The sequence below is a fragment of the Companilactobacillus halodurans genome (assembly GCF_009600985.1).
GTDB classification, from domain to species: domain Bacteria; phylum Bacillota; class Bacilli; order Lactobacillales; family Lactobacillaceae; genus Companilactobacillus; species Companilactobacillus halodurans.
On the sequence record NZ_VDFP01000028.1, the window covers coordinates 1 to 24,768 of the forward strand.

41 protein-coding genes are annotated in these 24,768 nt (G+C 37.8%); 39 read left to right on the forward strand and 2 right to left on the reverse strand.

The features are described 5' to 3' along the window. Positions 1-206: 206 nt before the first annotated feature. On the forward strand, positions 207-1,028 hold the full coding sequence (locus FHL06_RS10835) for an alpha/beta hydrolase (protein ID WP_153386492.1): 822 nt from the start codon (positions 207-209) through the stop codon (positions 1,026-1,028). Here FHL06_RS10835 and FHL06_RS15155 read toward each other — a convergent pair. Next, positions 1,018-1,692 carry a prepilin peptidase gene (locus tag FHL06_RS15155; protein WP_153386494.1) on the reverse strand — a complete coding sequence of 225 codons (675 nt, stop codon included), beginning with the start codon at positions 1,690-1,692 and terminating at the stop codon, positions 1,018-1,020. The two genes, FHL06_RS10835 and FHL06_RS15155, sit on opposite strands and share 11 nt — an antisense overlap. Before the next feature lie 230 nt (positions 1,693-1,922). Here FHL06_RS15155 and rpsL point away from each other — a divergent pair, with 230 nt between their 5' ends. From rpsL to fusA, 3 genes are read left to right on the forward strand one after another with little or no spacing between them, the layout of a single operon-like run. Then, positions 1,923-2,336, forward strand: a complete 414-nt coding sequence (rpsL, locus tag FHL06_RS10845; protein ID WP_153386496.1) for a 30S ribosomal protein S12 — start codon at positions 1,923-1,925, stop codon at positions 2,334-2,336. A gap of 44 nt (positions 2,337-2,380) precedes the next feature. Then, the gene (gene rpsG, locus FHL06_RS10850) at positions 2,381-2,848 is read left to right on the forward strand and encodes a 30S ribosomal protein S7 (RefSeq protein ID WP_153386498.1); all 468 of its coding nucleotides are present in this window, start codon (positions 2,381-2,383) and stop codon (positions 2,846-2,848) included. A gap of 46 nt (positions 2,849-2,894) precedes the next feature. Beyond that, positions 2,895-4,991 (forward strand): elongation factor G, encoded by a 2,097-nt coding sequence (gene fusA / locus FHL06_RS10855; RefSeq protein ID WP_153386500.1) that lies wholly within the window; start codon positions 2,895-2,897, stop codon positions 4,989-4,991. A 64-nt stretch (positions 4,992-5,055) separates the two neighbouring features. Here fusA and FHL06_RS10860 read toward each other — a convergent pair whose 3' ends face one another. Then, positions 5,056-6,252, reverse strand: a complete 1,197-nt coding sequence (locus tag FHL06_RS10860; RefSeq protein ID WP_153386502.1) for a CPBP family intramembrane glutamic endopeptidase — start codon at positions 6,250-6,252, stop codon at positions 5,056-5,058. 281 nt (positions 6,253-6,533) lie between these two features. Here FHL06_RS10860 and rpsJ point away from each other — a divergent pair, with 281 nt between their 5' ends. The 35 genes from rpsJ (at position 6,534) to rpsI (ending at position 24,612) form a co-directional block, all read left to right on the forward strand. Continuing rightward, positions 6,534-6,842 carry a 30S ribosomal protein S10 gene (rpsJ, locus tag FHL06_RS10865; protein WP_010018513.1) on the forward strand — a complete coding sequence of 103 codons (309 nt, stop codon included), beginning with the start codon at positions 6,534-6,536 and terminating at the stop codon, positions 6,840-6,842. A gap of 31 nt (positions 6,843-6,873) precedes the next feature. Then, a complete protein-coding gene (rplC, locus tag FHL06_RS10870; protein WP_153386504.1) occupies positions 6,874-7,509 on the forward strand; it encodes a 50S ribosomal protein L3 in 636 nt (211 codons plus the stop codon). Positions 7,510-7,526: 17 nt separating this feature from the next. Beyond that, on the forward strand, positions 7,527-8,150 hold the full coding sequence (rplD, locus tag FHL06_RS10875; protein WP_153386506.1) for a 50S ribosomal protein L4: 624 nt from the start codon (positions 7,527-7,529) through the stop codon (positions 8,148-8,150). Then, a complete protein-coding gene (gene rplW, locus FHL06_RS10880; RefSeq protein WP_153386508.1) occupies positions 8,150-8,437 on the forward strand; it encodes a 50S ribosomal protein L23 in 288 nt (95 codons plus the stop codon). Before rplD ends, rplW begins: the two co-directional genes overlap by 1 nt. Positions 8,438-8,453: 16 nt before the next feature. Next, the gene (rplB, locus tag FHL06_RS10885) at positions 8,454-9,287 is read left to right on the forward strand and encodes a 50S ribosomal protein L2 (protein ID WP_153386509.1); all 834 of its coding nucleotides are present in this window, start codon (positions 8,454-8,456) and stop codon (positions 9,285-9,287) included. Between the two features lie 34 nt (positions 9,288-9,321). Further along, a complete protein-coding gene (gene rpsS / locus FHL06_RS10890) occupies positions 9,322-9,609 on the forward strand; it encodes a 30S ribosomal protein S19 (RefSeq protein ID WP_153386511.1) in 288 nt (95 codons plus the stop codon). 17 nt (positions 9,610-9,626) lie between these two features. Continuing rightward, complete coding sequence (gene rplV, locus FHL06_RS10895; protein WP_153386512.1) at positions 9,627-9,980, forward strand: 50S ribosomal protein L22; 354 nt, start codon at positions 9,627-9,629, stop codon at positions 9,978-9,980. A gap of 17 nt (positions 9,981-9,997) precedes the next feature. Then, on the forward strand, positions 9,998-10,678 hold the full coding sequence (rpsC, locus tag FHL06_RS10900; protein WP_162000172.1) for a 30S ribosomal protein S3: 681 nt from the start codon (positions 9,998-10,000) through the stop codon (positions 10,676-10,678). A gap of 3 nt (positions 10,679-10,681) precedes the next feature. Further along, on the forward strand, positions 10,682-11,113 hold the full coding sequence (gene rplP, locus FHL06_RS10905) for a 50S ribosomal protein L16 (protein WP_153386513.1): 432 nt from the start codon (positions 10,682-10,684) through the stop codon (positions 11,111-11,113). Next, positions 11,103-11,297 (forward strand): 50S ribosomal protein L29, encoded by a 195-nt coding sequence (rpmC, locus tag FHL06_RS10910; RefSeq protein ID WP_010018524.1) that lies wholly within the window; start codon positions 11,103-11,105, stop codon positions 11,295-11,297. The genes rplP and rpmC overlap by 11 nt, the downstream gene beginning before the upstream one ends. 22 nt (positions 11,298-11,319) lie before the next feature. Further along, the gene (gene rpsQ / locus FHL06_RS10915; RefSeq protein ID WP_153386514.1) at positions 11,320-11,595 is read left to right on the forward strand and encodes a 30S ribosomal protein S17; all 276 of its coding nucleotides are present in this window, start codon (positions 11,320-11,322) and stop codon (positions 11,593-11,595) included. A 29-nt stretch (positions 11,596-11,624) separates the two neighbouring features. Then, complete coding sequence (rplN, locus tag FHL06_RS10920) at positions 11,625-11,993, forward strand: 50S ribosomal protein L14 (RefSeq protein ID WP_025084417.1); 369 nt, start codon at positions 11,625-11,627, stop codon at positions 11,991-11,993. A gap of 32 nt (positions 11,994-12,025) precedes the next feature. Beyond that, complete coding sequence (rplX, locus tag FHL06_RS10925; RefSeq protein ID WP_162000173.1) at positions 12,026-12,268, forward strand: 50S ribosomal protein L24; 243 nt, start codon at positions 12,026-12,028, stop codon at positions 12,266-12,268. A gap of 16 nt (positions 12,269-12,284) precedes the next feature. Continuing rightward, positions 12,285-12,827, forward strand: a complete 543-nt coding sequence (gene rplE, locus FHL06_RS10930) for a 50S ribosomal protein L5 (protein WP_153386516.1) — start codon at positions 12,285-12,287, stop codon at positions 12,825-12,827. 16 nt (positions 12,828-12,843) lie between these two features. Then, positions 12,844-13,029 (forward strand): type Z 30S ribosomal protein S14, encoded by a 186-nt coding sequence (locus FHL06_RS10935; protein ID WP_010018530.1) that lies wholly within the window; start codon positions 12,844-12,846, stop codon positions 13,027-13,029. Between the two features lie 30 nt (positions 13,030-13,059). Further along, positions 13,060-13,458: a 30S ribosomal protein S8 gene (rpsH, locus tag FHL06_RS10940; protein WP_153386519.1), complete on the forward strand. Its 399-nt coding sequence runs from the start codon at positions 13,060-13,062 to the stop codon at positions 13,456-13,458. A gap of 30 nt (positions 13,459-13,488) precedes the next feature. Continuing rightward, positions 13,489-14,019 carry a 50S ribosomal protein L6 gene (gene rplF / locus FHL06_RS10945; RefSeq protein ID WP_153386520.1) on the forward strand — a complete coding sequence of 177 codons (531 nt, stop codon included), beginning with the start codon at positions 13,489-13,491 and terminating at the stop codon, positions 14,017-14,019. A gap of 16 nt (positions 14,020-14,035) precedes the next feature. Further along, a complete protein-coding gene (gene rplR / locus FHL06_RS10950) occupies positions 14,036-14,401 on the forward strand; it encodes a 50S ribosomal protein L18 (RefSeq protein WP_337692554.1) in 366 nt (121 codons plus the stop codon). 18 nt (positions 14,402-14,419) lie between these two features. Next, the gene (rpsE, locus tag FHL06_RS10955; protein ID WP_153386523.1) at positions 14,420-14,920 is read left to right on the forward strand and encodes a 30S ribosomal protein S5; all 501 of its coding nucleotides are present in this window, start codon (positions 14,420-14,422) and stop codon (positions 14,918-14,920) included. An 18-nt stretch (positions 14,921-14,938) separates the two neighbouring features. Next, positions 14,939-15,124 (forward strand): 50S ribosomal protein L30, encoded by a 186-nt coding sequence (gene rpmD, locus FHL06_RS10960; RefSeq protein ID WP_102196861.1) that lies wholly within the window; start codon positions 14,939-14,941, stop codon positions 15,122-15,124. A 30-nt stretch (positions 15,125-15,154) separates the two neighbouring features. Then, a complete protein-coding gene (gene rplO, locus FHL06_RS10965) occupies positions 15,155-15,595 on the forward strand; it encodes a 50S ribosomal protein L15 (protein ID WP_153386525.1) in 441 nt (146 codons plus the stop codon). Further along, a complete protein-coding gene (gene secY / locus FHL06_RS10970; RefSeq protein WP_153386531.1) occupies positions 15,595-16,890 on the forward strand; it encodes a preprotein translocase subunit SecY in 1,296 nt (431 codons plus the stop codon). Before rplO ends, secY begins: the two co-directional genes overlap by 1 nt. Positions 16,891-16,904: 14 nt before the next feature. After that, positions 16,905-17,558 carry an adenylate kinase gene (locus FHL06_RS10975; protein WP_153386534.1) on the forward strand — a complete coding sequence of 218 codons (654 nt, stop codon included), beginning with the start codon at positions 16,905-16,907 and terminating at the stop codon, positions 17,556-17,558. Positions 17,559-17,652: 94 nt separating this feature from the next. After that, entirely contained in the window at positions 17,653-17,871 is a 219-nt protein-coding gene (gene infA / locus FHL06_RS10980; protein ID WP_010018544.1) for a translation initiation factor IF-1, read from the forward strand. Between the two features lie 32 nt (positions 17,872-17,903). After that, positions 17,904-18,020: a 50S ribosomal protein L36 gene (gene rpmJ / locus FHL06_RS10985; RefSeq protein WP_010018546.1), complete on the forward strand. Its 117-nt coding sequence runs from the start codon at positions 17,904-17,906 to the stop codon at positions 18,018-18,020. A 20-nt stretch (positions 18,021-18,040) separates the two neighbouring features. Then, the gene (gene rpsM, locus FHL06_RS10990; protein ID WP_057881447.1) at positions 18,041-18,406 is read left to right on the forward strand and encodes a 30S ribosomal protein S13; all 366 of its coding nucleotides are present in this window, start codon (positions 18,041-18,043) and stop codon (positions 18,404-18,406) included. 22 nt (positions 18,407-18,428) lie between these two features. Further along, the gene (gene rpsK / locus FHL06_RS10995) at positions 18,429-18,815 is read left to right on the forward strand and encodes a 30S ribosomal protein S11 (protein ID WP_153386535.1); all 387 of its coding nucleotides are present in this window, start codon (positions 18,429-18,431) and stop codon (positions 18,813-18,815) included. Between the two features lie 63 nt (positions 18,816-18,878). Continuing rightward, a complete protein-coding gene (locus FHL06_RS11000) occupies positions 18,879-19,817 on the forward strand; it encodes a DNA-directed RNA polymerase subunit alpha (protein WP_153386536.1) in 939 nt (312 codons plus the stop codon). A gap of 30 nt (positions 19,818-19,847) precedes the next feature. Beyond that, complete coding sequence (rplQ, locus tag FHL06_RS11005; RefSeq protein WP_010018551.1) at positions 19,848-20,228, forward strand: 50S ribosomal protein L17; 381 nt, start codon at positions 19,848-19,850, stop codon at positions 20,226-20,228. Positions 20,229-20,424: 196 nt separating this feature from the next. Then, the gene (locus tag FHL06_RS11010; protein WP_153386537.1) at positions 20,425-21,258 is read left to right on the forward strand and encodes an energy-coupling factor transporter ATPase; all 834 of its coding nucleotides are present in this window, start codon (positions 20,425-20,427) and stop codon (positions 21,256-21,258) included. After that, the gene (locus FHL06_RS11015) at positions 21,234-22,088 is read left to right on the forward strand and encodes an energy-coupling factor ABC transporter ATP-binding protein (RefSeq protein WP_153386538.1); all 855 of its coding nucleotides are present in this window, start codon (positions 21,234-21,236) and stop codon (positions 22,086-22,088) included. Before FHL06_RS11010 ends, FHL06_RS11015 begins: the two co-directional genes overlap by 25 nt. Further along, positions 22,089-22,886: an energy-coupling factor transporter transmembrane component T family protein gene (locus tag FHL06_RS11020; RefSeq protein WP_153386539.1), complete on the forward strand. Its 798-nt coding sequence runs from the start codon at positions 22,089-22,091 to the stop codon at positions 22,884-22,886. It abuts the gene before it with no gap. Between the two features lie 3 nt (positions 22,887-22,889). After that, complete coding sequence (truA, locus tag FHL06_RS11025; protein ID WP_153386540.1) at positions 22,890-23,636, forward strand: tRNA pseudouridine(38-40) synthase TruA; 747 nt, start codon at positions 22,890-22,892, stop codon at positions 23,634-23,636. 126 nt (positions 23,637-23,762) lie between these two features. Continuing rightward, the gene (rplM, locus tag FHL06_RS11030; RefSeq protein WP_162000175.1) at positions 23,763-24,206 is read left to right on the forward strand and encodes a 50S ribosomal protein L13; all 444 of its coding nucleotides are present in this window, start codon (positions 23,763-23,765) and stop codon (positions 24,204-24,206) included. 13 nt (positions 24,207-24,219) lie between these two features. Continuing rightward, on the forward strand, positions 24,220-24,612 hold the full coding sequence (gene rpsI / locus FHL06_RS11035) for a 30S ribosomal protein S9 (RefSeq protein WP_025084437.1): 393 nt from the start codon (positions 24,220-24,222) through the stop codon (positions 24,610-24,612). The last annotated feature ends 156 nt before the right edge of the window (positions 24,613-24,768 follow it).

Genomic DNA, 24,768 nt, shown 5'->3' on the forward strand with positions numbered 1-24,768 from the left:
TCGAACATCTAAAGGGCATGAATGGTGTCCTTTTTTGGTGTTCTTAAATGGTTATTACTAATAAATGGTATACAAAAATAAAGTTGATGGCAAAATACCTATCAACTTTATTTATCGTACAGCCAAATAAAAGCCGACTTTCGAGTCGGCTTTTTTTGTATACTCTTGTATAATGAAAACGATTGATATTATTGGAGGATAATAATTTGCAAAAACAAGAGCTATCATATGAAGATACTAAATTTACTTTAGATACATATTGGTTAGATCCTATTTCTGATTTTGATGAACCGCTTGATCATCCACTAGCAATCATTTGCCCAGGTGGAGCTTTCAAATTTCATACGGATCGTGAATCTCAGCCAATTGCCATGAAGTTCAATGCCGAAGGAATCCATGCTCTAGTGTTGCGTTATCAATTAATTGATGATGAACATACGGTTTATCCTTTAGCCTTACAGGAACTTGCAACAACTTTGAATTGGTTAAAAGCTCAAAGTAAGAGTCACCAAATCGATTTGAGTAAAATTTTGTTAGTTGGTTTTTCCGCTGGGGGTCATGTTGTAGCAGATTTCAATTCAATTATGTTGAATCCAGATGAACGAAAAAAAATCTTTCCAGAAGAATTAGAAGTTCAACCAGCGGCTAATATCTTAGGTTATTCAGTCATCGATATGACTTTAGGATGGCCTAGAGAAGAAGAATGGACTATGAAAGTTAGTTCTGACATCTATTACTGGCAAGCACAAGAACACCTGACTAAGGATGGTAAGCCAACTTTTATGTGGCAGACAGTTACCGATGGCACAGTACCCGTTATGAATTCGATTATTTATGCACAAAAGATGGATTTCTTGGGCATACCTTATGAATTACACCTCTTTGGTTCAGGTGATCATGGATTATCATTAGCAACTTATGTGACACAAAACCCTAATAATGAAGCAAATCTTAATGTTTATGATGCCAAATGGTGGGAGCTGTGTGTCAATTGGCTCAAATTACAAAAGATATTGCCTAAACTATAATAGTAGAAATAATAGAAAAGATTGGATAGATTATTCCTAAAGCGATTGTTAAATAGGGAATAAATCGAAACGATCTTTTTTTGTTGATTCCAAAGACAATCAGACATAACAAGCAAGCTAGAATCAAGGTCCACAACAATATACTTAAATTAAAAACTAAACTGATTAAAGCTATCAGTTCCACATCACCCAGGCCGATTAAACCGTGACGGCTTAATAGCAATAGGCTCAAGTAGATGATGACAGCGGTCAGTATATTGAGATTTTGCATGTTAAGTATGAGAGTGGGGATGCAGAGCAAATAAAAGATAGGGTAGATGTAACCGAAATAATAGTCAGAAAAACTTAAAAGAATCAACATAGTGAAAAAAGCCAAGTAGTTTTGTCCTTGTAAATAGCCAGTTAAAGCAAAGAAAAGACCACCGATTAATTCCAGAATTGGATTCCAAAAAATGATTTGATTTTTGCAAGAATAGCATTTACCATTGACTATGAAATAACCTACTATAGGGATGATTTCAAACCATCGTAAAATCCTACCGCAGTAGTCGCAATGTGAACGCCTAGTAAGACTTATCTGTGGGTAATCATGTGCAATCACTTTTAGAAAGGAGATAATGCAAGCTCCGAATATGAAAAAGATTAAATATAAAAAGTACTTCATTTTATTCACCTCAAGTAAGATTACGAGGTTTTGTGGATAACTTTTTAAAAATGTTGCATTGACATGACTTTTTTAAGATGGTATTCTAATAGACGTGCTTTTATTGGCAGCAATATTAGTTTGTTTATTAAATATAAAGCTCATAACGTACGCCACTAACGTGGTTTATTATTTTACAAAATTATGAACCACCTGGATGTGTGTACTTAAATTATTAGGAGGAACTTTGAATGCCTACAATTAATCAATTAGTTCGCAAAGGCCGTAAGTCACAAACTTCAAAGTCTGATGCACCTGCATTGAACTACGGCTACAATAGTATGAAGAAAGTTGCCACAAAGAACCCAGCACCACAAAAACGTGGCGTTGCAACTCGTGTCGGAACAATGACACCTAAGAAACCTAACTCAGCCCTACGTAAGTATGCCCGTGTTAGATTATCAAACCTTATTGAAGTAACAGCATATATCCCTGGTATTGGTCACAACCTACAAGAGCACAGTGTTGTCCTTGTTCGTGGTGGTCGTGTAAAGGATCTACCTGGTGTTCGTTATCACGTTGTTCGTGGTGCCTTAGATACAGCCGGTGTTGATGGACGTATGCAAAGTCGTTCAAAATATGGTGCTAAGAAACCTAAGAATTAATAATCAATTATTAAAGAAATAATGTAATAACGGAGGAATTTAATATGCGTAAAGGTAGAGCTCCAAAACGTGATGTTTTGCCAGATCCAATGTACAACTCAAAGCTAGTAACTCGTTTGATTAACCACTTGATGTATGATGGTAAAAGAGGTACTGCTTCATCAATCTTATATCGTTCATTCGATATTATTAAGGATAAGACAGGCAACGAACCATTGGACGTGTTTGAAGAAGCAATGAACAATGTTATGCCTGTTCTTGAAGTTAAGGCTCGCCGTATCGGTGGTTCTAACTATCAAATTCCTATCGAAGTTCGTCCTGACCGTCGTACTACTTTAGGACTTCGTTGGATCGTTAGCTATGCTCGTCTACGTGGTGAACATACTATGGACCAACGTCTAGCAAACGAAATTATGGATGCAGCTAACAATACTGGTGCTGCTGTTAAGAAACGTGAAGATACACACAAGATGGCCGATGCTAACCGTGCATTCGCTCACTATCGCTGGTAGGATCTAGTTACTTAACTAGTTAATTTGAGAGGAGAAACAATTTTTCATGGCTAATAAACGTGAATTTCCACTAGAAGAAACCAGAAATATTGGTATCATGGCCCACATTGATGCCGGTAAAACTACAACTACTGAACGTATCTTGTACTATACTGGTAAAATCCACAAAATTGGTGAAACACACGATGGTGCTTCACAAATGGACTGGATGGCTCAAGAACAAGAACGTGGTATTACTATCACATCAGCTGCTACAACTGCTGAATGGAAAGGTAACCGTATCAATATCATTGATACTCCCGGACACGTTGACTTTACAATCGAAGTTGAACGTTCACTCCGTGTGTTAGATGGTGCCATCACAGTTCTTGATGCTCAATCAGGTGTTGAACCACAAACTGAAAATGTTTGGCGTCAAGCCTCAACATATGGTGTTCCACGTATCGTCTTTGTTAACAAGATGGATAAAATCGGTGCTAACTTTGACTACTCAGTTGAAACACTACATGAAAGACTAGATGCTAACGCTCATGCTATCCAAATGCCTATTGGTGCCGAGGATAAGTTTGAGGGTGTTATCGATTTAATCGAAATGAAAGCTGATCTTTATGATGAAGATGAGTTAGGTACAAAATGGGATACAGTTGATGTTCCCGATGACTACCGTGAAGAAGCTGAAAAGAAACGTGCTGAATTAGTTGAATCAGTTGCTGATGTTGATGATGATATCATGAACAAGTACCTTGAAGGTGAAGAAATCAGTAATGATGAACTACGTTCTGCAATTCGTAAAGCTACAATCAATTTGAAATACTTCCCAGTTCTTGCAGGTTCTGCCTTCAAGAATAAGGGTGTTCAAATGTTAATGGATGCCGTTGTTGACTACTTGCCATCACCTCTTGATGTTCGTCCTTATAAAGCTACAGATCCTAAGGATAACTCAGAAGTTGAACTTATGGCTGATGATAGCAAACCATTCGCTGGTTTAGCATTCAAGATTGCTACTGACCCATTCGTTGGTCGTCTAACATACATCCGTGTATATAGAGGATCATTGGAATCAGGTTCATACGTCTTGAACTCAACTAAAGACAAGCGTGAACGTGTTGGTCGTTTGCTACAAATGCACTCTAACCACCGTAAGGAAATCCCAGAAGTCTTCTCTGGTGATATCGCTGCTGTTATCGGTTTGAAGAACACTACAACAGGTGATTCTCTAACTGATACATCAGATCCACTTATTCTTGAATCATTGGATATTCCAGATCCAGTTATCCAAGTATCTATCGAACCTAATTCAAAGGAAGATAGAGATAAGATGGATATCGCTATTCAAAAACTTTCTGAAGAAGATCCTACATTCCAAGCTGAAACAAATCCTGAAACTGGTGAAACTCTTATCGCCGGAATGGGTGAATTGCACTTGGATATCATGGTTGACCGTATGAAACGTGAATTTAACGTTGCATGTAAGGTTGGTGAACCTCAAGTTGCTTACCGTGAAACATTTACACAACAAACAAGTGCTCAAGGTAAGTTCGTTCGTCAATCTGGTGGTAAAGGTCAATATGGTGATGTTTGGATTGAATTCACACCTAATGAAGAAGGTAAAGGCTTCGAATTCGAAGATGCTATCGTTGGTGGTGTTGTTCCTCGTGAATACATCCCTTCAGTAGAACAAGGATTGAAAGAAGCTATGGAAAACGGTGTTCTTGCCGGATATCCATTAATCGATGTTAAGGCTAAGTTGTATGATGGTTCATACCACGAAGTCGATTCATCTGAAGCTGCCTTCAAGATTGCCGCTTCAATGTCACTACGTAACGCTTCTAAGAGTGCTGGTGCCGTAATTCTTGAACCTATTATGAAGGTTGAGATTGTTACACCAGAAGACTACTTAGGTGATGTTATGGGACAAGTTACTGCTCGTCGTGGACGTGTTGAAGGAATGGAAGCACGTGGTAATGCACAACTTATCAATGCCTTTGTTCCACTTGCAGAAATGTTTGGTTACGCTACAACACTTCGTTCAGCAACACAAGGTCGTGGTACATTTACTATGACAATGGATCACTACGAAAAGGTTCCTAAGTCAATTCAAGCAGATATCATCAAGAAAAATGGTGGTACACCTGCCGAATAGTTCTGAAAATAAAAAACGTAATAACGAAATTTCGTTATTACGTTTTTTTGTGTCTTCAGTTAAATTAATAAAAAGAATACGAATTTCTTCTATTATAAACAGATATTAATAAAGCTAAGGCTAAAACCACAAAAATCAATGTTTCAATTAAAGTCATGATATTGTCAACCATGGTGACTTTTCCGGACATCAATTCACCAGAGACACTAAATACCAAAGTATCTAATAAAGTATGAAAAAGTACCGGCAAATAGAAAAGATCAGTATAGAGATAGATTCCGCACATGAGTAACCCCATACCAAAAGCAAAGACCACTTGATTGATAGTGTTTGCTAAACTTTGACCAGCAGCAACATTACCTAAATGCAATGCTCCGAAACAAAGGCTACTGATAATGGCACCATAAAATATTTGGAAACGAGAATTTCTAAAGACAACTAATAAGATAGTTAAGAAAGCATATCTAAAAAGCAATTCTTCAGCAATCCCAGCTTCAAGTCCGCTAAGAATACTTTGCAGTTTAAACGAAATACCCGAAAAGTTAAATTTAAAAAAGGAAACGAATAAATTGTTTCCACCAGCAAAAGCATTCCAGAAGATAAACCAAAGACTGATAATGATGATGATTAATAAAATCCATTTATTAGTATTTTTTGAAAGTCGCATTTTAGGTAAATCGTAATTCCAGTAGTGCATTAGAAAAAGCAATAAAACTAAAAAAGTAATAGCTCCCATAAAGCCAGAGTTGATTAAAACAGATACATGAGGATTGAAGTAGAGGATAGTTCCATAAGTTACTAAACTCAAACCTCCCATCGCAACCATTTCAAATAGGAAGAGAACGATTATCAATTGTAAAAACTTATTTTGACTATTTCCAAAAAAGACAATTGTATAAGGTAAATAAATCAGTAAGAGTGAAACTAAAAGCAACCCGATTGAACTAGGCAAGTTCCAGTTGTAAAGTCTCATCGTCATAGTAATTAAATAGTGATACGATTCAGCAATAATAAATAGTTGAAAAAATAGCTGAAAGATAAAATTCATTCGATCGGTAATTTTTTTCGGCGAAGGTTTTAAGTATAATCCCAACACATTTAAAATAAGTGGACCAAAGAGAAACAAGTTCTGTGTCAAAGCACTGTAGGCAAAAATGACGACAGCATTAAAAACTATTTGAAGTTTAAATAAATTAAGATAAGTTTTCACTTTATTATTTGGTGGAAACCTGTTATTATATCTAAATTCGAGATTATTCAAATTACACCTCCATTTTTCTTAAATTATAGTGTAAATCAATTTTTTTAGAAAGCGACTTTCATTTAAAAAAACTTGATTTTACCTTGAAAAAGTGGGAACCATCGTGTAATATTATAAGAGTGCTTATTTCGTATAGAAGTATGTACCAAATTGGTATTGAAATAATATCGACGGCTTAGAAGTGAGAGGTTGCGACACACCCGGCCGCTTTGCCACGGCAGGGCTGGCGGATATTTTCACGGAGCCGGTCATCTTGAAAGAGACAAAAAGGAGGTAACCCCATGGCAAGTCAAAAAATTCGCATTCGTTTGAAGGCTTATGAACATCGTATTCTAGATCAATCAGCTGACAAAATTGTGGAAACAGCAAAGAGAACTGGAGCACAAATTTCAGGTCCAATTCCATTGCCAACAGAACGTTCACTATATACAGTGCTAGCTTCACCACACAAGCACAAGGATTCTAGAGAACAATTCGAAATGCGTACACATAAAAGACTTATCGACGTTGTTAACCCAACAAAGAAGACGGTTGATTCACTTATGAAGTTGGATCTACCATCAGGTGTTGACATTGAAATTAAATTATAATTATTAAAAATAAATTATTGGAGGTGCAAACATGGCCAGAAAAGGAATTCTTGGTAAAAAAGTCGGAATGACTCAAATTTTCACTGACAACGGAGAACTTGTTCCCGTTACAGTTGTTGAAGCAACACCAAACGTTGTTATGCAACTTAAAACTGTTGAAAATGATGGTTATGAGGCCGTTCAACTAGGTTTTGAAGATAGACGCGAAGTTTTATCTAACAAACCAGCCAAAGGTCATGCAGAAAAGGCAAATACAACTCCTAAACATTACATTCGCGAATTCCGCGATGTTGAAATGGGAGACTATGAATTAGGTGCAGATGTTACAGTAGATACATTTAATTCTGGTGATATTGTCGACGTTACAGGTACAACTAAGGGACATGGAATGCAAGGTAACATCAAGCGTTTTGGTCAAGCTCGTGGTCCAGAAACTCACGGTTCTAGATATCACCGTGTTGCTGGTTCAATGGGTGCCATCATTAACCGTGTCTTCAAAGGTAAGATGCTTCCAGGTGTTATGGGTAACAACCGTGTTACTACACAAAACCTAGAAATCGTTAAAGTTGATGCTGAACGTAATGCAATCATGATCAAGGGGAATGTACCCGGTGCTAATAAATCATTAGTAAAAATCCAAACAGCTGTTAAAGCTAATCAAAAGTAGGAAGGAGGAACTGAGTTATGACAAAAATCACAGCTTACAAAGATAACGGTGCTAAGAACGGTGCTGTTGACGTAAAAGACGAAGTCTTTGGTATTGAACCAAACGATAACGTTGTTACAGATGCAGTAATCATGCAACGTGCATCAATGAGACAAGGTACTCATGATGTTAAGAACCGTTCCGAAGTACGTGGTGGTGGTAGAAAACCATGGCGTCAAAAAGGTACTGGACGTGCTCGTCAAGGTTCAATTAGATCACCTCAATGGGTAGGTGGTGGTGTCGTATTCGGCCCAACACCAAGATCATATTCATATCGCCTTCCTAAGAAGGTTAGCCGTTTGGCATTGAAGTCTGTACTTTCACAAAAGGCTGCTGACAGTAACCTAATCGTTATTGACTCAATTTCATACGACAAGCCAAGTACAAAGAATTTTGCACAATTGCTAAACAAAGTAGGTGCAGACAATAAGGTGCTTGTAGTTGTAGAAGACGGCAATGATAATGTTGCTTTATCAGCAAGAAACATTGATAAAGTTCAAGTTGTTGCCCCTGAAGGCGTAAACGTTCTTGACGTTATTAACGCAAACAAATTAGTTGTTACACAAGCAGCACTTTCTAAAATTGAGGAGGTGCTTGGATAATGAACGCAAGAGACGTAATTATTCGCCCTGTTGTTACTGAAAGCTCAATGGATGCTATGAGCGACAAGAAATATACTTTCGATGTTGCCTTAGATGCTAACAAGGTTCTTGTTAGACAAGCTGTTGAAGAAGTTTTCGGTGTTAAAGTTAAACAAGTAAATATCATGAATGTTTCTGGTAAGAAGAAGCGCCAAGGCCAATACGTTGGTTTTACAGCAAAACGTCGTAAGGCAATCGTTACTCTTATAGCAGATTCAGATGAAATTAAGATTTTTGATGAAGAATAAATAAGGAGGTCAAATAATGGCGATTATTAAGTATAAACCAACCACAAACGGTCGTCGTAATATGACAGGTTCTGACTTTTCTGAGATTACTAAGACAACTCCTGAAAAGACACTTTTAGAATCACAAAGCCATACTGCTGGTCGTAACTCATACGGTCATATTACAGTCCGTCACCGTGGCGGTGGTAACAAACAAAAATACCGTGTTATTGATTTCAAACGTAATAAAGACGGTGTTAAAGCTACAGTTAAGTCAATCGAATATGATCCTAACCGTACAGCTAATATTGCACTAATTCATTATTCAGATGGTGTTAAATCATACATCTTAGCTCCAAAGGGTCTAGAAGTTGGACAAGTTATTCAATCTGGTAAAGATGCAGATATCAAACCAGGTAATGCACTTGCACTTGCTGACATTCCTGTTGGTACAACTCTTCACAATGTTGAATTAAAACCTGGCAAGGGTGGTCAACTTGGCCGTTCAGCTGGTACTTCAATTCAATTACTTGGTAGAGATGGCAAGTACTCATTGCTACGTTTGCCTTCTGGTGAAGTTCGTATGATCCTATCAACTTGCCGTGCAACAGTTGGTTCAATTGGTAATGAACAACATGAACTTATTAAGATTGGTAAAGCTGGACGTAAGCGCTGGTTAGGTATGAGACCTACAGTTCGTGGTTCAGTTATGAACCCTAACGATCACCCACATGGTGGTGGTGAAGGTAAAGCTCCTATCGGTCATCCATCACCATTGTCACCATGGGGTAAGAAGACCTTGGGTAAGAAGACTCGTTCATCACGTGCCAAATCTGAAAAGCTTATCGTTCGTCACAGAAAAGGTAAGTAAACTATTCATTAGAATAATATAAGGAGGACATAAGATGAGTCGTAGTTTAAAAAAAGGACCATTTGCTGATGCACACCTTCTAAAGAAGATCGATGCACAAGCTGATTCTGAGAAGAAAACAGTTATCAAAACATGGTCAAGACGTTCAACAATTTTTCCTAGTTTTGTAGGATATACAATCGCAGTTCATGATGGTCGTAAGAATGTTCCCGTTTATATCCAAGAAGACATGGTTGGACACAAATTAGGTGAATTCGTACCTACACGTACATTCCATGGTCATGGAACTGATGACAAAAAGACAACAGTAGTTAAGAAATAAGAAGGGAGACTTAAATGATGGCAGAACAAGAAATTACATCTGCAACAGCTAGAGTTACTAACGTGCGTATCGCACCTCGTAAGGCTCGCCTTGTTATTGACTTGATCAGAGGCAAGAATGCTGCTGAAGCACTTGCAATTTTGCAATTCACACCAAGAGCAGGCTCTCCAATTATTGCTAAAGCTCTTAAGTCAGCAATTGCAAATGCAGAACATAACTTTGATTTAGATGCACAAAACTTGATCGTCAGCGAAGCATTCGTTGATGAAGGACCAACTCTAAAACGTTTCCGTCCTAGAGCTAAAGGTTCAGCATCACCAATTAACAAGAGAACTAGTCACATTACAGTCGTTGTAAGTGAAAAAGAATAGTATTGGAGGTAACTTGAGTGGGTCAAAAGATTAATCCAGTCGGATTCCGTGTCGGTGTTATCCGTGACTGGGATGCCAAATGGTATGCAAACAATAAAGACTTTTCAACATTTTTACATGAAGACCTTAGAATTCGTAAGTATATTGAAGACAAACTTTCAAATGCTTCTGTTTCTAGAATTGAAATCGAACGTACTGCAAAGAACGTAACAATTTCTATTCATACTGCTAAACCAGGTATGGTTATCGGTAAGGGTGGTTCTGAAGTTGAAAAATTACGTAATGAACTAAACAAATTAACTAACAGAAATATTCACATCAACATCATTGAAATCAAGAAACCTGATTTGGATGCAAAACTTGTTGGTGAAAGTATCGCTCGTCAACTTGAAGCTCGTATTGCTTTCAGACGTGCACAACGTCAAGCAGTTCAACGTTCAAGACGTGCCGGTGCTAAGGGTATCAAGGTACAAATTTCTGGTCGTTTGAACGGTGCCGATATGGCTCGTACAGAATGGCATACAGAAGGAACTGTTCCTTTGCACACATTGCGTGCTGATATCGATTATGCTTGGGTTGAAGCTAAGACAACTTATGGTAATTTAGGTGTTAAGACTTGGATTTACCGTGGTGAAATTCTTCCAGCAAAGCCACAACATGATAACAATGATTCAAAAAATGAAGGGAAAGGAGAATAATCTATGCTAGTACCAAAACGTGTAAAACACCGTCGTGAATTCCGTGGAAAGATGCGCGGAGAAGCTAAAGGTGGAAAAACTGTTACATTTGGTGAATATGGTTTGAAGGCTCTTGATTCAAGCTGGATCACAAATAGACAAATTGAAGCATCTCGTGTTGCTATGACTCGTTACATGAAGCGTGGTGGTAAGGTTTGGATTAAAATCTTCCCTCATAAATCATACACTGCAAAAGGTGTAGGTGTTCGTATGGGTAATGGTAAAGGTGCTCCTGCAGGTTGGGTAGCTCCCGTTAAACGTGAAAAGATTCTCTTCGAAATCGGTGGAGTTTCTGAAGAAGTTGCTCGTGAAGCTTTAAGACTTGCATCAAACAAACTACCTGTCAGAACTAAGTTTGTAAAACGTGAGGAAGTAGGTGGCGCTGATGAAGGCTAGTGAAATCAAAGAGCTAACTGCTGCTCAATTACAAGATAAAGTAAAAGAATATAAAGAAGAACTATTCAACTTGCGTTTCCAACAAGCCACTGGTCAATTGGAAAACACAGCTCGTTTAAAGGCTGTTAGAAAAAATATCGCAAGATTAAGAACAGCTCAAAACCAAAAGAATAACGAAAAATAATAAACAGGAAGGGGACATCAAGTTGAGCGAAACACAAAAGACTCGTAACAGCCGTAAGGTATATCAAGGACGTGTAGTTTCAGAAAAGATGGACAAAACAATCGTTGTCGTTGTTGAAACAACAAAACAACATCCAGTTTATGGAAAACGTGTAAGATATTCTAAAAAGTATTACGTTCAAGACGATAACAACGAAGCAAAAGTTAACGATATTGTACGTATCATGGAAACTCGACCTTTGTCAAAGACAAAGCGCTTCCGTTTATTAGAAATCGTCGAAAAAGCAGTCACAATCTAGACTATAACTGATGAGAGGAGGGCCAAAACGTGATTCAACAAGAAAGTCGTCTAAAAGTTGCAGATAATTCTGGAGCTCGTGAAATTCTAACAATTAAAGTTCTTGGTGGTTCAAACCGTAAAACAGCTAATATTGGTGATATTATTGTTGCTACTGTCAAACAAGCAACACCAGGTGGCGTTGTTAAAAAGGGTGATGTAGTTAAAGCAGTTATCGTAAGAACTGTATCCGGTGCTCACCGTACAGATGGTTCTTACATCAGATTTGACGAAAATGCCGCAGTTATTATTAATGCTGATAAAACACCTAGAGGAACTCGTATCTTCGGACCCGTTGCTCGTGAACTACGTGATAACGATTTTATGAAGATCGTATCTCTAGCACCAGAAGTGCTATAAAAAGATCAATTAAATTCAGGAGGTGCTGAATAGTGTTTGTAAAAACTGGAGACAATGTCAAAGTTATTGCTGGTGATGCTAAAGGCAAGACTGGCGTAGTTAAAAAAGCTATGCCTGCTGCTAACAAAGTTATCGTCGAAGGCGTTAACGTTGTAAAGAAACACTCTAAGCCAACTAACGATCAACCCCAAGGTGGAATTGTTGACGTTGAAAGACCTATTAGCGCAACTAACGTTAAAGTTGTAAGTAAGACAACTGATAAAGAAGATAAATAAGAAAGGAGAAAACTAAATGGCTAACGCATTAAAAGAAAAGTTCGTTGGTGAAATCACACCATCAATGATGAAGAAGTTCAACTATTCATCAATCATGGAAGCACCTAAGATCGACAAGATCGTCTTAAACATGGGTGTTGGTGATGCAATTGCTAACTCAAAAAATCTTGACGAAGCTGTTGAAGAATTAGGCCAAATTGCTGGTCAAAAACCTTTGATCACAAAAGCTAAGAAGTCAATTGCTACTTTCAGACTTCGTGAAGGTATGTCAATCGGTGCTAAAGTTACTCTTCGTGGTGACCGTATGTACGACTTCCTTGACAAACTAATCAACATTGCTTTACCACGTGTTCGTGACTTCCGTGGTGTATCTACTCGCTCATTTGATGGACGTGGTAACTATACACTTGGTGTTAAGGAACAATTGGTTTTCCCAGAAATTGACTACGATAAGGTTAACAAGATTCGTGGATTGGACATCGTTATTGTTACAACAGCTAACACAGATGAAGAATCACGTGAATTGTTGACACAAATCGGTATGCCATTCGCAAAATAAATAGGAGGTAAATTCATTGGCTAAGAAATCACAAATTGTACGTAATCACAGACCCGCAAAATTCTCTTCACAAGCTTATACACGTTGTGAACGCTGTGGACGTCCACACTCAGTATATCGTAAGTTTAAGCTTTGCCGACTTTGCCTTCGTCAATTGGCTCATGAAGGTCAAATCCCTGGTATGAAAAAAGCTAGCTGGTAAGATTTTTAATAAAAAAAGGAGGCAAATCAAATGGTCATGACAGATCCTATTGCAGATTACTTAACACGTATTCGTAATGCAAACATGGTTAAACATGAATCTCTAGAAATTCCTGCTTCAAACATCAAGAAGAGCATGACAGAGATTCTTAAGAATGAAGGATTTATCAAGGATTACGAAGTTATCGAAGATAACAAACAAAACGTACTTCGTATTTTCTTAAAATATGGAAACGATCAACAACGTGTAATCTCAGGCTTGAAACGTATTTCAAGACCAGGTTTACGTAGTTATGTTGATTCAGATAACGTTCCTAAGGTTCTTAACGGATTAGGTATCGCTATTCTTTCAACTTCAAAGGGTGTTATTACTGAAAAAGAAGCCCGCGCTCAACACGTAGGTGGAGAAGTAATCGCTTATATTTGGTAAAATTCTTAATAAGTAAGGAGGTGCACGAATTTGAGTCGTATCGGTTATAAAGTAATTAACGTCCCAGAAGGCGTTACAGTTACTCAAAAAGATGAAGACATTACTGTTAAAGGACCTAAGGGTGAATTAACAAGACATTTTGATCCAAGAATCAAGTTTACGCTTGAAGGCAATGAAGCTAAGTTCACACGTGAAGATGACAACGATAAAGCACTTCACGGAACAATGCGTGCCAATTTAAACAACATGATTCTGGGTGTTACAGAGGGCTATGAAAAGAAGCTTGAACTAAGAGGTGTTGGTTACCGTGCACAAGTTAAAGGTAATACACTAACTCTTACAGTTGGTTATTCACATCCAGTTGTTATGGATGCCCCAGAAGGTATCAAGATTGAATCACCTTCTAACACAGAAATCAACGTTTCAGGTATCAGTAAGCAAGGAGTAGGACAATTTGCTGCTGAAATCCGCGATGTACGTTCTCCAGAACCTTATAAAGGTAAAGGTATTCGTTATGTTGGCGAATATGTACGTCGTAAAGAAGGTAAAACTGGTAAGTAGTAAATAAATCCATGAGGTGAAAATTGTGATAACAAAACCAGACAAAAACAAAGCACGTCAAAAACGTCAAAGACGTGTACGTGGTAAAATCTCTGGTACTGCTGAGCGCCCACGCTTAAACGTATTCCGTTCGAATAAAAACATTTACGCTCAAGTAATTGATGACGTAAAGGGTGTAACGCTAGCAAGTGCCTCAACTCTTGATAAAGAAGTTAAAGACGGTTCAAAAGTTGAACAAGCTGAAGCTGTTGGTGCATTAGTTGCACAAAGAGCACAAGAAGCAAAAATTAGCGAGGTTGTCTTTGATCGTGGCGGTTACTTATACCATGGTCGTGTACAAAGTCTTGCTGAAGCAGCTCGTGAAAATGGGCTAAAATTCTAGAAGGAGGAAACCAAATTTATGACATATATCGATCCATCTCAATTAGAATTAGAAGATCGCGTTGTCTCAATCAACCGTGTTACTAAGGTTGTTAAAGGTGGACGCCGTCTACGTTTTGCTGCTATCGTTATCGTTGGTGACAAGAATGGTCACGTAGGTTTCGGTACTGGTAAAGCTCAAGAAGTTCCAGAAGCTATTCGTAAAGCTGTTGAAGATGCTAAAAAGAACCTAATTAGTGTTCCTATGGTTGGTTCAACAATTCCTCATGAAGTTATCGGTACATTTGGTGCTGGTAGAATCATGTTGAAGCCCGCTGAAGAAGGTTCTGGTATTGCTGCTGGTGGTGCTGTTCGTGCCGTTATCGAATTATCTGGTGTTGGTGATGTTACAAGTAAGTCACTTGGTAGAAATACACCAATCAACGTAATTCGTGCAACAATCGATGGACTAAAACAACTCAAGACTGCCGAAAGCGTTTCTGAAATGCGCGGAATCTCAGCCCAAGAATTGCTTAACTAGAAGAAAGGTGTGGTAATAATGGCTAAACTTAGAATTACCCTAACTAGAAGTGCAGCACACCGCCTTCCTGCTCAACGTAAAGTCGTTAAAGAACTTGGTCTTGGAAGAGTATCAAGCTCAGTTGTTAAGCCGGATGATCCAGCTATTCGTGGTGCTGTTTTAAAAATCGCTCATTTAGTTAGCGTTGAAGAAGTTAAAGATTAATAAATTTTTAAAAGATTAGGAGGTGCAATAATGGAACTAAACGAACTTAAGCCAAGTGCAGGCTCAAGACATGCAAGAAAGCGTCTTGGTCGTGGTACTTCAAGTGGTACAGGTAAAACTGCTGGTCGTGGTCAAAAAGGTCAATTGGCTAGATCAGGTGGTAAGACACGTATTGGTTTTGAAGGTGGACAAATGCCTTTGTTCCGTCGTATGCCAAAACGTGGATTCAATAACATCAACCGTAAGGAATATGCTATTGTTAACCTAAGTGATTTAAGTAAATTTAATGATGGTGCTGAAGTAAATCTTGAAACATTGAAGGCAGCAGGTATTGTTAAAAAAGAAAATAATGGTGTAAAGTTGCTTGCTAACGGTGAGGTTAGCGCTAAGTTAACTGTTAAAGTTGCTAAGAGTTCAGCCGCAGCTACTAAAGCAATCGAAGCCGCTGGTGGCACTGTAGAGGTGATCTAATGCTTGGAACTATCAGAGATGCTCTAAAGGTAAAAGAAATCCGTAAAAAGATTCTATTTACCTTGATGTTACTTGTTATATATCGTTTGGGATCACAAATCACAGTGCCCGGTGTTAATGCCGCCGCTATGGATAAAGTCGGTTCAACAGGATTAGTTCCTTTATTGGATACTGTTACCGGTGGTGGTCTTTCGAACTACTCTATTTTCTCAATGGGTGTTTCACCATTCATTACGGCCCAAATCGTTATTCAACTTTTGCAAATGGACATTGTTCCTAAATTTGTTGAGTGGAGTAAACAAGGTGAAGTTGGTCGTAGAAAGTTAAATCAAGTAACGAGATATTTGACGATTGTTTTAGGTTTTGTTCAGTCTATCGGTATTACTGCCGGTTTTAACCAATTAAGTGGGTTAGGATTAGTTAAATCTCCTAACGCGAAAGCTTTCATTACTATCGGTATCATCTTAACTGGTGGTACGATGCTTCTTACTTGGATTGGTGAGCAGATTACTGATAAAGGTTTAGGTAATGGAGTTTCAGTAATTATCTTCGCTGGTATTGTTGCTAGATTCCCTAATGGAGTTGAACAAATTTACCGTGATTATATTACAAATTCTAGTTCAGCAGATCTTGCTAAAAATATTGGATTCTTAGTTGGTCTTGTAATCATCATCTTGATTGTTGTTCAATTCGTTACTTATGTTCAACAAGCAAGTAGAAGAATTCCAATTCAATATACAAGACGTGCTGCTGGTAGTGGTAGTGAGAGTTTTCTACCATTGAAGGTTAACGTTGCTGGTGTTATTCCTGTTATCTTCGCTAGTTCATTTATTGTTACGCCTCAAACAATTTTGATGGCATTCCAAGCAAATCACAGTGGAGATCAATGGTATCAAGTATTAACAGAAATATTCAGTATGCAGACTACGACAGGTTCAATTATTTATACATTGTTGATTGTATTATTTACATTCTTCTATGCATTTGTTCAAGTAAATCCTGAAAAGCTTGCAGAAAACCTACAGAAGCAAGGGGCTTATATCCCTGGTGTTTGGCCTGGTAATGAAACAATTAAATTCATGTCAGGTGTGTTAATGAGATTATCAACCGTCGGAGCTGCGTTCCTAGGTTTGGTTTCATTACTTCCATTATTAGCAGCTAACTTGTTCAATTTACCTCAATCCATCGGATTAGGTGGTACGAGTTTATTGATCATCGTTGGTGTTGCTTTGGAAATGGATCGTCAATTACGTGGTCTTTTGATGAAGCGTGAATACGTTGGATTTATTAGATAATTGGAGATGTGACAATGAATATTGTATTAATGGGATTACCTGGTGCTGGTAAAGGTACTCAAGCAGAAAAGATTGTTGAAGATTTTAAAGTTGTTCATATTTCGACAGGTGACATGTTTAGAGCAGCCATGGCTAACAAGACAGAAGTTGGTCTAAAGGCTAAAGGGTTCATCGATAAAGGTGAACTTGTGCCGGATGATGTTACTGAGGATATCGTTCAAGAACGTTTAGCTCAAGACGATGTTCAAAAAGACGGATATATGTTAGATGGATTTCCGAGAACTCTTGAACAGGCTAACGCTTTACAGACAATTGCAAAGAATGTAAACAAACCAATAGATGCTGTCATCTATATTGATGCAAAGCCTGAAACATTAGTTGATCGCTTATCTGGAAGATATATTTGTTCTAAATGTGGAGCAACTTATCATAAAATATACAATCCTACTAAGGTTGAAGGAACATGTGACGTCTGTGGCGGACATGATTTCTACCAACGTGAGGATGACAAACCAGAAACTGTAAAGAATAGATTGAAAGTTAATATTGAAATGAATACACCATTAATTGACTTTTATGACAAGTTGAACTTGCTTCATAAAATCAATGGTGAACAAGAAATAGATGAAGTTTATAACGAAGTTAAGAAAGTTTTACAAAGCTTGTAAAACTTTTTGCTTTGAATGTTTACATGTACGGAAAATTATTGTATAATTCGCCAGTATATGCAGAATAATTTCATCCCGATGGAGGTTAATATCTTTGGCAAAAGAAGATGTCATTGAAGTAGAAGGCACAATTTCAGAAACATTGCCCAATGCAATGTTTAAGGTAAAACTTGAAAACGGAGCTACAGTCTTAGCTCATGTGTCAGGTAAAATCCGTATGCACTATATCAGAATTTTACCCGGTGATAAGGTTACCGTGGAATTATCCCCTTATGATTTAACCAAGGGAAGAATTACATATAGATATAGATAATAAGTTTTTTAATGGAATGGAGGTTCCTCAATATGAAAGTAAGACCATCCGTTAAACCTATGTGCGAACACTGTAAGGTAATTAAGAGACGCGGTCGCGTCATGGTTATTTGCTCTGCAGATCCAAAGCACAAACAAAGACAAGGATAATTTAATAGGAGGTGCATATAATGGCTCGTATAGCAGGTGTAGATTTACCTCGTGATAAGAGAATCGTTATCGCCCTAACATACATTTTTGGTGTTGGCGAAACAACAGCTCAAAAAGTACTTAAAGATGCTGGCGTATCAGAAGACATTCGTACAAGAGACTTAACTCCTGATCAAGAAGAAAAAATTCGTGCAGAAGTTGATAAAGTTCGTGTCGAAGGTGACTTACGTCGTGAAGTAAGTATGAACATCAAGAGACTACAAGAAATTGGTTCATATCGTGGCATGAGACATCGCCGTGGTTTGCCAGTTCGTGGACAAAACACAAAGAACAATGCTAGAACTCGTAAAGGTAAGAAGACTAGTATTGCTGGTAAAAAGAAATAGAGATTAAGATAGGAGGTTAATCATGGCACAAAGTAAAGGTCGTAAGCGCCGTACTAAGAAGCATATTGAATCTGGTGTGGCTCATATCCACTCAACATTCAATAACACACTTGTTATGATCACTGATGTTAACGGTAATGCCGTTTCATGGTCATCAGCCGGTGCACTAGGATTCAAGGGTAGTCGTAAGTCAACACCATTTGCTGCACAAATGGCTGGAGAAGCAGCTGCTAAAGAATCAATGGAACATGGTATGAAATCAGTTGAAGTAGCTGTTAAGGGTCCAGGTTCAGGACGTGAAGCTGCAATCCGTTCACTACAAGCTACTGGTTTGGAAATCACTGCTATTCGTGATGTTACTCCAGTTCCTCACAATGGTTCTCGTCCTCCAAAGCGTCGTCGTGTATAGAATGGTTGTATACCCATATGAACTAAGCTACACACATTTCGTTTTGAAAGGGGAACTAACCGAATGATCGAATTTGAAAAGCCATCCATTACTTCTGTAGAAGAAAGTAGTAGTTATGGTAAATATATTATCGAACCGCTTGAAAGAGGTTATGGTACAACTTTAGGTAATTCATTGCGTAGAGTATTACTAGCATCACTACCTGGTACTGCGGTATCTGATATTCAAATAGACGGTGTATTGCATGAATTTTCAGCTATTGATGGCGTAATTGAAGACGTTACACAAATCGTGTTAAACGTTAAGAAATTGAAGCTTAAATCTTACGCCGAAGACAGTTTAAAGGCAGAGGTCGACATTGTTGGTCCAGCTACTGTTACAGCAAAAGACATCAAGGCTGATGATGACTTGGAAATCCTCGATCCAGAACAATTTATTTGTACTGTTGCTGAGGGTGGACACTTCCACATGCAAATGACAATTAAAAATGGTCGTGGATATACTCCTGCAGAACAAAATAAGACGGACGAAACACCAATTGGTGTTCTTCCAGTTGACTCAATTTTTACACCTGTAGAAAAAGTTAACTATCAAGTTGAAAACACTCGTGTGGGTAAGAGAAACGACTTCGACAAATTAACAATCGATATCTGGACAAATGGTTCAATTGGACCACGCGAAGCTATTAGTTTGTCAGCTAAGATTCTTACAGAACACCTAACAAGTTTTGTAAACCTTACTGAAGAAGCTAAGAGTGCTGACATGATGATTGAAAAAGAGGAAACTCAAAAAGAGAAGAAACTTGAAATGACTATTGAAGAACTTGACTTGTCAGTTCGTTCATATAATTGTTTGAAGCGTGCCGGTATTAATACTGTGCAAGAGCTTACTGAAAAATCCGAAGCAGATATGATGCGTGTTCGTAATCTTGGACGCAAATCACTTGTTGAGGTTAAAGAAAAGCTTGCTGATCTTGGATTGTCATTGAAGCAAGAAGACTAATACTATCAAATTCAAACAGGAGGTATAGACATGGGCTACCGCAAATTAGGACGTAACAGTTCACAAAGAAAAGCAATGTTGCGCGATTTAACTACTGATTTAATCATTAATGAACACATTGTTACAACTGAAACTCGTGCTAAAGAGATCAGTCGTACAACAGAAAAAATGATAACCTTAGGTAAACGCGGAGATTTGCATGCTCGTCGTCAAGCTGCTGCTTATGTTAGAAACGAAGTTGCTAACATTACAGAAGATGATGATGCAGTTATTGTTCAATCAGCTCTTCAAAAGTTATTCAGTGATATCGCACCACGTTACAAAGAACGTAATGGTGGATACACACGTATCTTGAAGACAACTCCACGTCGTGGAGACGCTGCACCAATGGTTGTTATTGAATTAGTTTAATAACAATGTTTTATTAATATTTAAAAAATCAGTCATTCTGATAAATTAGTGAGTGTTAAGATGATGGTTATTCTTAACCAAGTCTATCTCTGAGATCCTTGTAACAGGGGACACTAATTTGTCGAATGATTTTTTTTTACCCAAAATTCTATTTTTTAGTTATGATATACATAATATAGTTTTGAGGAGATAACTTTTGGAAAAAATCATTTCGATCAAAAACTTAAATTATATTTATCCCGATTCAAAACAACCTGCTATCAATGATGTAACTCTAGACATCTTTAAAAATGAGTGGGTTTCGATCGTTGGTAAAAATGGTAGCGGTAAATCTACTTTAACTAAACTTATCGATGGCTTAATTGAGGCTAACTCTGGTACGATTGCAATTGATGGGCAAATTATAGATGAAGATAACATTTGGGAAGCTCGAAAAAAAGTTGGTATCATTTTTCAAAATCCTGATCATCAATTTGTTGGTGCCACAGTGGAAGATGATGTGGCCTTTGGATTAGAAAATCAAGGTATGCCAAGAGATAGAATGGTCGAAGAAGTTGATAATGCTTTACGGCTAGTTAAAATGTCTGATTTTAAAAACCGTGATCCTCAGTCTCTATCGGGTGGACAAAAACAGCGAGTGGCTATTGCTGGAGTCTTAGCAACGAGACCTCAAATCGTTATTATGGACGAATCGACTAGTATGTTGGACCCAGATGGGCGTAAAACTGTTTTGAACCTAATCCAACAATTACGTCAACAACAAGATTTGACGATTATTTCGATTACTCATGACATCGAAGAGACACAATTGTCTCAAAGAATCGTGGTTTTAAAAAACGGAGCAGTCGTGAAAGATGGTAAACCGGCTGATATCTACAATCTAGGCTCTGATTTGGAAAAATACGGTCTTGAGGAGCCTTTTTCGAGTCAATTAGTATCAACGTTAAGAGACGATTTAAAATTGCCTGAGGGATACTTGAGTGAAGAGGAGTTAAAGCGACAATTATGGAAATTACATTCGAACATGTAACACATTCGTATAATGTTAATAGTCCTACCGCGAGTTTAGGCTTAGATGACGTTTCTTTAACAATCAATGATAAGTCATTTACAGCTATCGTTGGTCAGACCGGCAGCGGGAAGTCAACAATGGTCAAACATATCAATGCACTATTGAAGCCTACTTCTGGAAAACTCACAGTTGGAAATCGGGTCATAACATCAGAGACTAATAATAAAAACTTGAAACCTTTGCGTAAACAAGTCGGCATGGTTTTTCAATTTCCTGAGAATCAATTGTTTGAAGAAACGGTTGAAAAGGATATTATGTTTGGGCCGATGAATTTTGGCGACTCAGAAGAGCATGCTAAACAGGCAGCTAAAGAAATGATTAAATTGGTCGGCTTAGATGAATCATATTTGTCCAAGTCACCATTTGATTTGTCTGGCGGTCAGATGAGACGTGTCGCGATTGCTGGGGTTCTAGCTAGTAATCCTGAAACGATTATTTTGGATGAACCGACTGCAGGATTGGATCCAGTAGGCCGTAAAGAGATTATGGGACTGTTTAAGGACTTGCAACAACAAGGCAAGACAATTATCCTAATTACGCATAATATGGATGACGTGGCTAATTTTGCTGATGAGATGGCAGTTATCCACCGTGGAAAACTAATTGCAAGTGGACTTCCACAAGAAGTTTTCAACAAGTCAGAATTATTGAAAGATGACTTATTGTCTTTACCTAGAAGTGCCGAATTTGCGCGAGAATTATCGCAAAAAGGATTTCATTTTGATAAGTTACCAATTACAATTGATGAATTAGGAACTGAAATTAAACAACAGTTAAATGGTGGTTAAATGGATAAAATAATTTTAGGGAGATATTTACCAGGGGATTCGTTGATTTATCGATTGGATCCGCGGGGAAAATTTTTATTAACATTCTATTTCGTTGGAATCGTATTTTTAGCCAATAATGTAGCATCATATGCATTTTTATTAGCTTTTGTCCTCTTTGCAGTTTATTTATCAAAGATAAATTTTGGCTTCTTTTTAAAAGGACTACGGCCGATTTTTTGGTTGATTCTCTTTACGGTCATTTTGCAGCTATTCTTTACGCCAAGCGACAATCCAATTTGGCAATGGGGAATTTTAACATTTTCTAAAGAAGGCATGGTCATTGCAGGGTACATTTTCATCCGTTTTGTTTTGATTATCTTTATATCAACTTTATTGACGCTTACTACGACACCAATCGAGATTTCTGATTCAATCGAGAGCATTCTTAAACCCTTGAAAAAAATTAAATTTCCTGTAACTCAAGTAGCTTTAATGTTGTCGATTGCTCTAAGATTCGTGCCGCTTCTAGTTGATGAAACAACCAAAATTATGGATGCACAACGTGCTCGTGGCGTTGACTTTGGCGAGGGTGGTTTGATTAAAAGAATCAAATCATTCGTGCCAATATTGATTCCCTTGTTTGTCAGCAGTTTTTCTATTGCGTATGATTTAGCAATCGCTATGGAATCGCGTGGTTATCGAGATGGCGAAGGACGCAGCAAATACCGCGTTTTAAATTGGGCCAAACGAGACAATATCATGGTTGTTTTCATGATATGTTTAACAATTATTTTATTATTTTTACGGAGTTATTAATTTATGACAAGATACAAGCTGACCATTGCTTATGATGGGACTAAGTTTCATGGCTTTCAACGACAAAAAAAATTACGAACCGTTCAAGGCGTTTTGGAAAAAGCACTTTTTAAAATGACTAAAGGTCAACAAGTAAATGTTTTTGGATCAGGAAGAACTGATGCTGGAGTTCACGCTTTAGGGCAAGTGATTCATTTCGATTATCCGGGACAGATTCCGGCTGATAACATGTTAAAGGCAATCAATTCATTGATGCCATTAGATGTGCTGGTAAAAAAATCAGAAATTGTTGATGAGAATTTTCATGCACGCTATGGCGTTAAGAAAAAAACATATATGTATAAAGTCGATTGTGGATATTATACTGACCCCTTTAAAAGGTTTTACACAGGTCATTATCCGCACCACTTGTCTGTGGATAAGATTCAAGTGGCTTTAAAAGATTTAATTGGAGAACATGATTTTTCTAGCTTCGCTGCATCCGGTGGCGTGATTGAAAACAAAGTTAGGACTATCTATTCTGCAACAGCCGTGTATAATGAGAATAATAACGAATTAGTTTTCGAATTTACAGGCAATGGCTTCCTATATAATATGGTAAGAATCTTAGTGGCTACGTTGTTAGAAATTGGCAATGGACGCAGGGATGTTCATGATTTCTTGAGATTATTTGAAGTAAAAGATCGTCAAGAGGCTAGAGGAACTGCCCCAGCAAGTGGGCTATATTTAAAAGAAGTTTTTTATCAATAATCTGTGGATAATTATTGACTTGGAGTCAAAATCACAGTATTATTGTAACTGGTATTGTTTGCCCCACGATAAGCCCCGGAAACTTATTGAGTTGTCAAACAGACGTAGAAACTGGAGGAAATTAAAGTGCGTACAACACCATTAGCAAAAGCAAGTGAAGTTGAACGTAAATGGTATGTTATTGATGGTGAAGATGTTGTCTTAGGTAGACTTTCATCTGTTGTTGCTTCTATTCTCAGAGGTAAGAACAAGCCAACTTACACACCTAACGTTGATACAGGTGACAATGTGATTGTCATCAATGCAGATAAAGTTAGATTAACAGGTAAAAAAGCAAAGAATAAGATTTACTATTCTCATTCAGATCACCCAGGTGGGGTGAAGAGTATTAGTGCTGGCGAAAAACAAGCTACAAAGCCTGAAAGATTCGTTGAAGATTCTATTCGCGGTATGTTACCTAAGAACACTCTTGGTCGCCAAGAAATCAAGAAGTTGTATGTTTATGCAGGTTCTGATCACAAGCACCAAGCACAAAATCCAGAAAAATTGGATATCAACAAACTAATTTAAGGAGGAAAAGAATTTGGCACAAGTATCATACGCCGGAACAGGTCGTCGCAAGGATTCAGTTGCTCGTGTACGCTTAGTTCCTGGAAACGGAAAGATTACTATCAACAAACGTGATGTCAAAGATTACATTCCTTTTGACAATTTGATTGCTGATATGAAACAACCTCTAGACGTAACTGAAACAGCAGAAAGCTATGACGTTATTGCTAACGTTAATGGTGGAGGCTTCTCAGGACAAGCTGGAGCAATTAGACATGGTATTGCTAGAGCACTTCTTGATGTAGATCCTGATTTCAGACCTACACTTAAGTCAGCCGGCTTCTTAACACGTGACCCTCGTATGAAGGAACGTAAGAAACCAGGTTTGAAGAAAGCTCGTAAAGCATCACAATTCTCAAAACGTTAATATTTTATATTTTCGATTTGACGTTAAAAATCGGCTGTTCGTCAAATTAAGTTGATGGCAGTTTACATAAGCAGTTAGATCATAATTGGTCTAGCTGTTTTTTATTTGGCTGACGAGCTTGCTCGGAGCCAAAAAATTTGAAGATTGATACGCTTA

Bases quoted from the DNA above. Each gene is read 5' to 3' on its own strand.
- truA (WP_153386540.1), top strand. From the start codon at position 22,890: ATGACAAGATACAAGCTGACCATTGCTTATGATGGGACTAAGTTTCAT.
- rpsL (WP_153386496.1), top strand. From the start codon at position 1,923: ATGCCTACAATTAATCAATTAGTTCGCAAAGGCCGTAAGTCACAAACT.
- FHL06_RS11015 (WP_153386538.1), top strand. From the start codon at position 21,234: ATGGAAATTACATTCGAACATGTAACACATTCGTATAATGTTAATAGT.
- secY (WP_153386531.1), top strand. From the start codon at position 15,595: ATGCTTGGAACTATCAGAGATGCTCTAAAGGTAAAAGAAATCCGTAAA.
- rpmD (WP_102196861.1), top strand. From the start codon at position 14,939: ATGGCTAAACTTAGAATTACCCTAACTAGAAGTGCAGCACACCGCCTT.
- rpsJ (WP_010018513.1), top strand. From the start codon at position 6,534: ATGGCAAGTCAAAAAATTCGCATTCGTTTGAAGGCTTATGAACATCGT.
- FHL06_RS15155 (WP_153386494.1), bottom strand. From the start codon at position 1,692: ATGAAGTACTTTTTATATTTAATCTTTTTCATATTCGGAGCTTGCATT.
- FHL06_RS11020 (WP_153386539.1), top strand. From the start codon at position 22,089: ATGGATAAAATAATTTTAGGGAGATATTTACCAGGGGATTCGTTGATT.
- rplQ (WP_010018551.1), top strand. From the start codon at position 19,848: ATGGGCTACCGCAAATTAGGACGTAACAGTTCACAAAGAAAAGCAATG.
- rpsK (WP_153386535.1), top strand. From the start codon at position 18,429: ATGGCACAAAGTAAAGGTCGTAAGCGCCGTACTAAGAAGCATATTGAA.
- rpsG (WP_153386498.1), top strand. From the start codon at position 2,381: ATGCGTAAAGGTAGAGCTCCAAAACGTGATGTTTTGCCAGATCCAATG.
- fusA (WP_153386500.1), top strand. From the start codon at position 2,895: ATGGCTAATAAACGTGAATTTCCACTAGAAGAAACCAGAAATATTGGT.
- rplV (WP_153386512.1), top strand. From the start codon at position 9,627: ATGGCAGAACAAGAAATTACATCTGCAACAGCTAGAGTTACTAACGTG.
- rplW (WP_153386508.1), top strand. From the start codon at position 8,150: ATGAACGCAAGAGACGTAATTATTCGCCCTGTTGTTACTGAAAGCTCA.
- rplC (WP_153386504.1), top strand. From the start codon at position 6,874: ATGGCCAGAAAAGGAATTCTTGGTAAAAAAGTCGGAATGACTCAAATT.
- rpmJ (WP_010018546.1), top strand. From the start codon at position 17,904: ATGAAAGTAAGACCATCCGTTAAACCTATGTGCGAACACTGTAAGGTA.
- rpsM (WP_057881447.1), top strand. From the start codon at position 18,041: ATGGCTCGTATAGCAGGTGTAGATTTACCTCGTGATAAGAGAATCGTT.
- rpsH (WP_153386519.1), top strand. From the start codon at position 13,060: ATGGTCATGACAGATCCTATTGCAGATTACTTAACACGTATTCGTAAT.
- FHL06_RS11000 (WP_153386536.1), top strand. From the start codon at position 18,879: ATGATCGAATTTGAAAAGCCATCCATTACTTCTGTAGAAGAAAGTAGT.
- rpsS (WP_153386511.1), top strand. From the start codon at position 9,322: ATGAGTCGTAGTTTAAAAAAAGGACCATTTGCTGATGCACACCTTCTA.
- rplE (WP_153386516.1), top strand. From the start codon at position 12,285: ATGGCTAACGCATTAAAAGAAAAGTTCGTTGGTGAAATCACACCATCA.
- rplO (WP_153386525.1), top strand. From the start codon at position 15,155: ATGGAACTAAACGAACTTAAGCCAAGTGCAGGCTCAAGACATGCAAGA.
- rplP (WP_153386513.1), top strand. From the start codon at position 10,682: ATGCTAGTACCAAAACGTGTAAAACACCGTCGTGAATTCCGTGGAAAG.
- rplD (WP_153386506.1), top strand. From the start codon at position 7,527: ATGACAAAAATCACAGCTTACAAAGATAACGGTGCTAAGAACGGTGCT.
- rplB (WP_153386509.1), top strand. From the start codon at position 8,454: ATGGCGATTATTAAGTATAAACCAACCACAAACGGTCGTCGTAATATG.
- rpmC (WP_010018524.1), top strand. From the start codon at position 11,103: ATGAAGGCTAGTGAAATCAAAGAGCTAACTGCTGCTCAATTACAAGAT.
- rpsE (WP_153386523.1), top strand. From the start codon at position 14,420: ATGACATATATCGATCCATCTCAATTAGAATTAGAAGATCGCGTTGTC.
- FHL06_RS10975 (WP_153386534.1), top strand. From the start codon at position 16,905: ATGAATATTGTATTAATGGGATTACCTGGTGCTGGTAAAGGTACTCAA.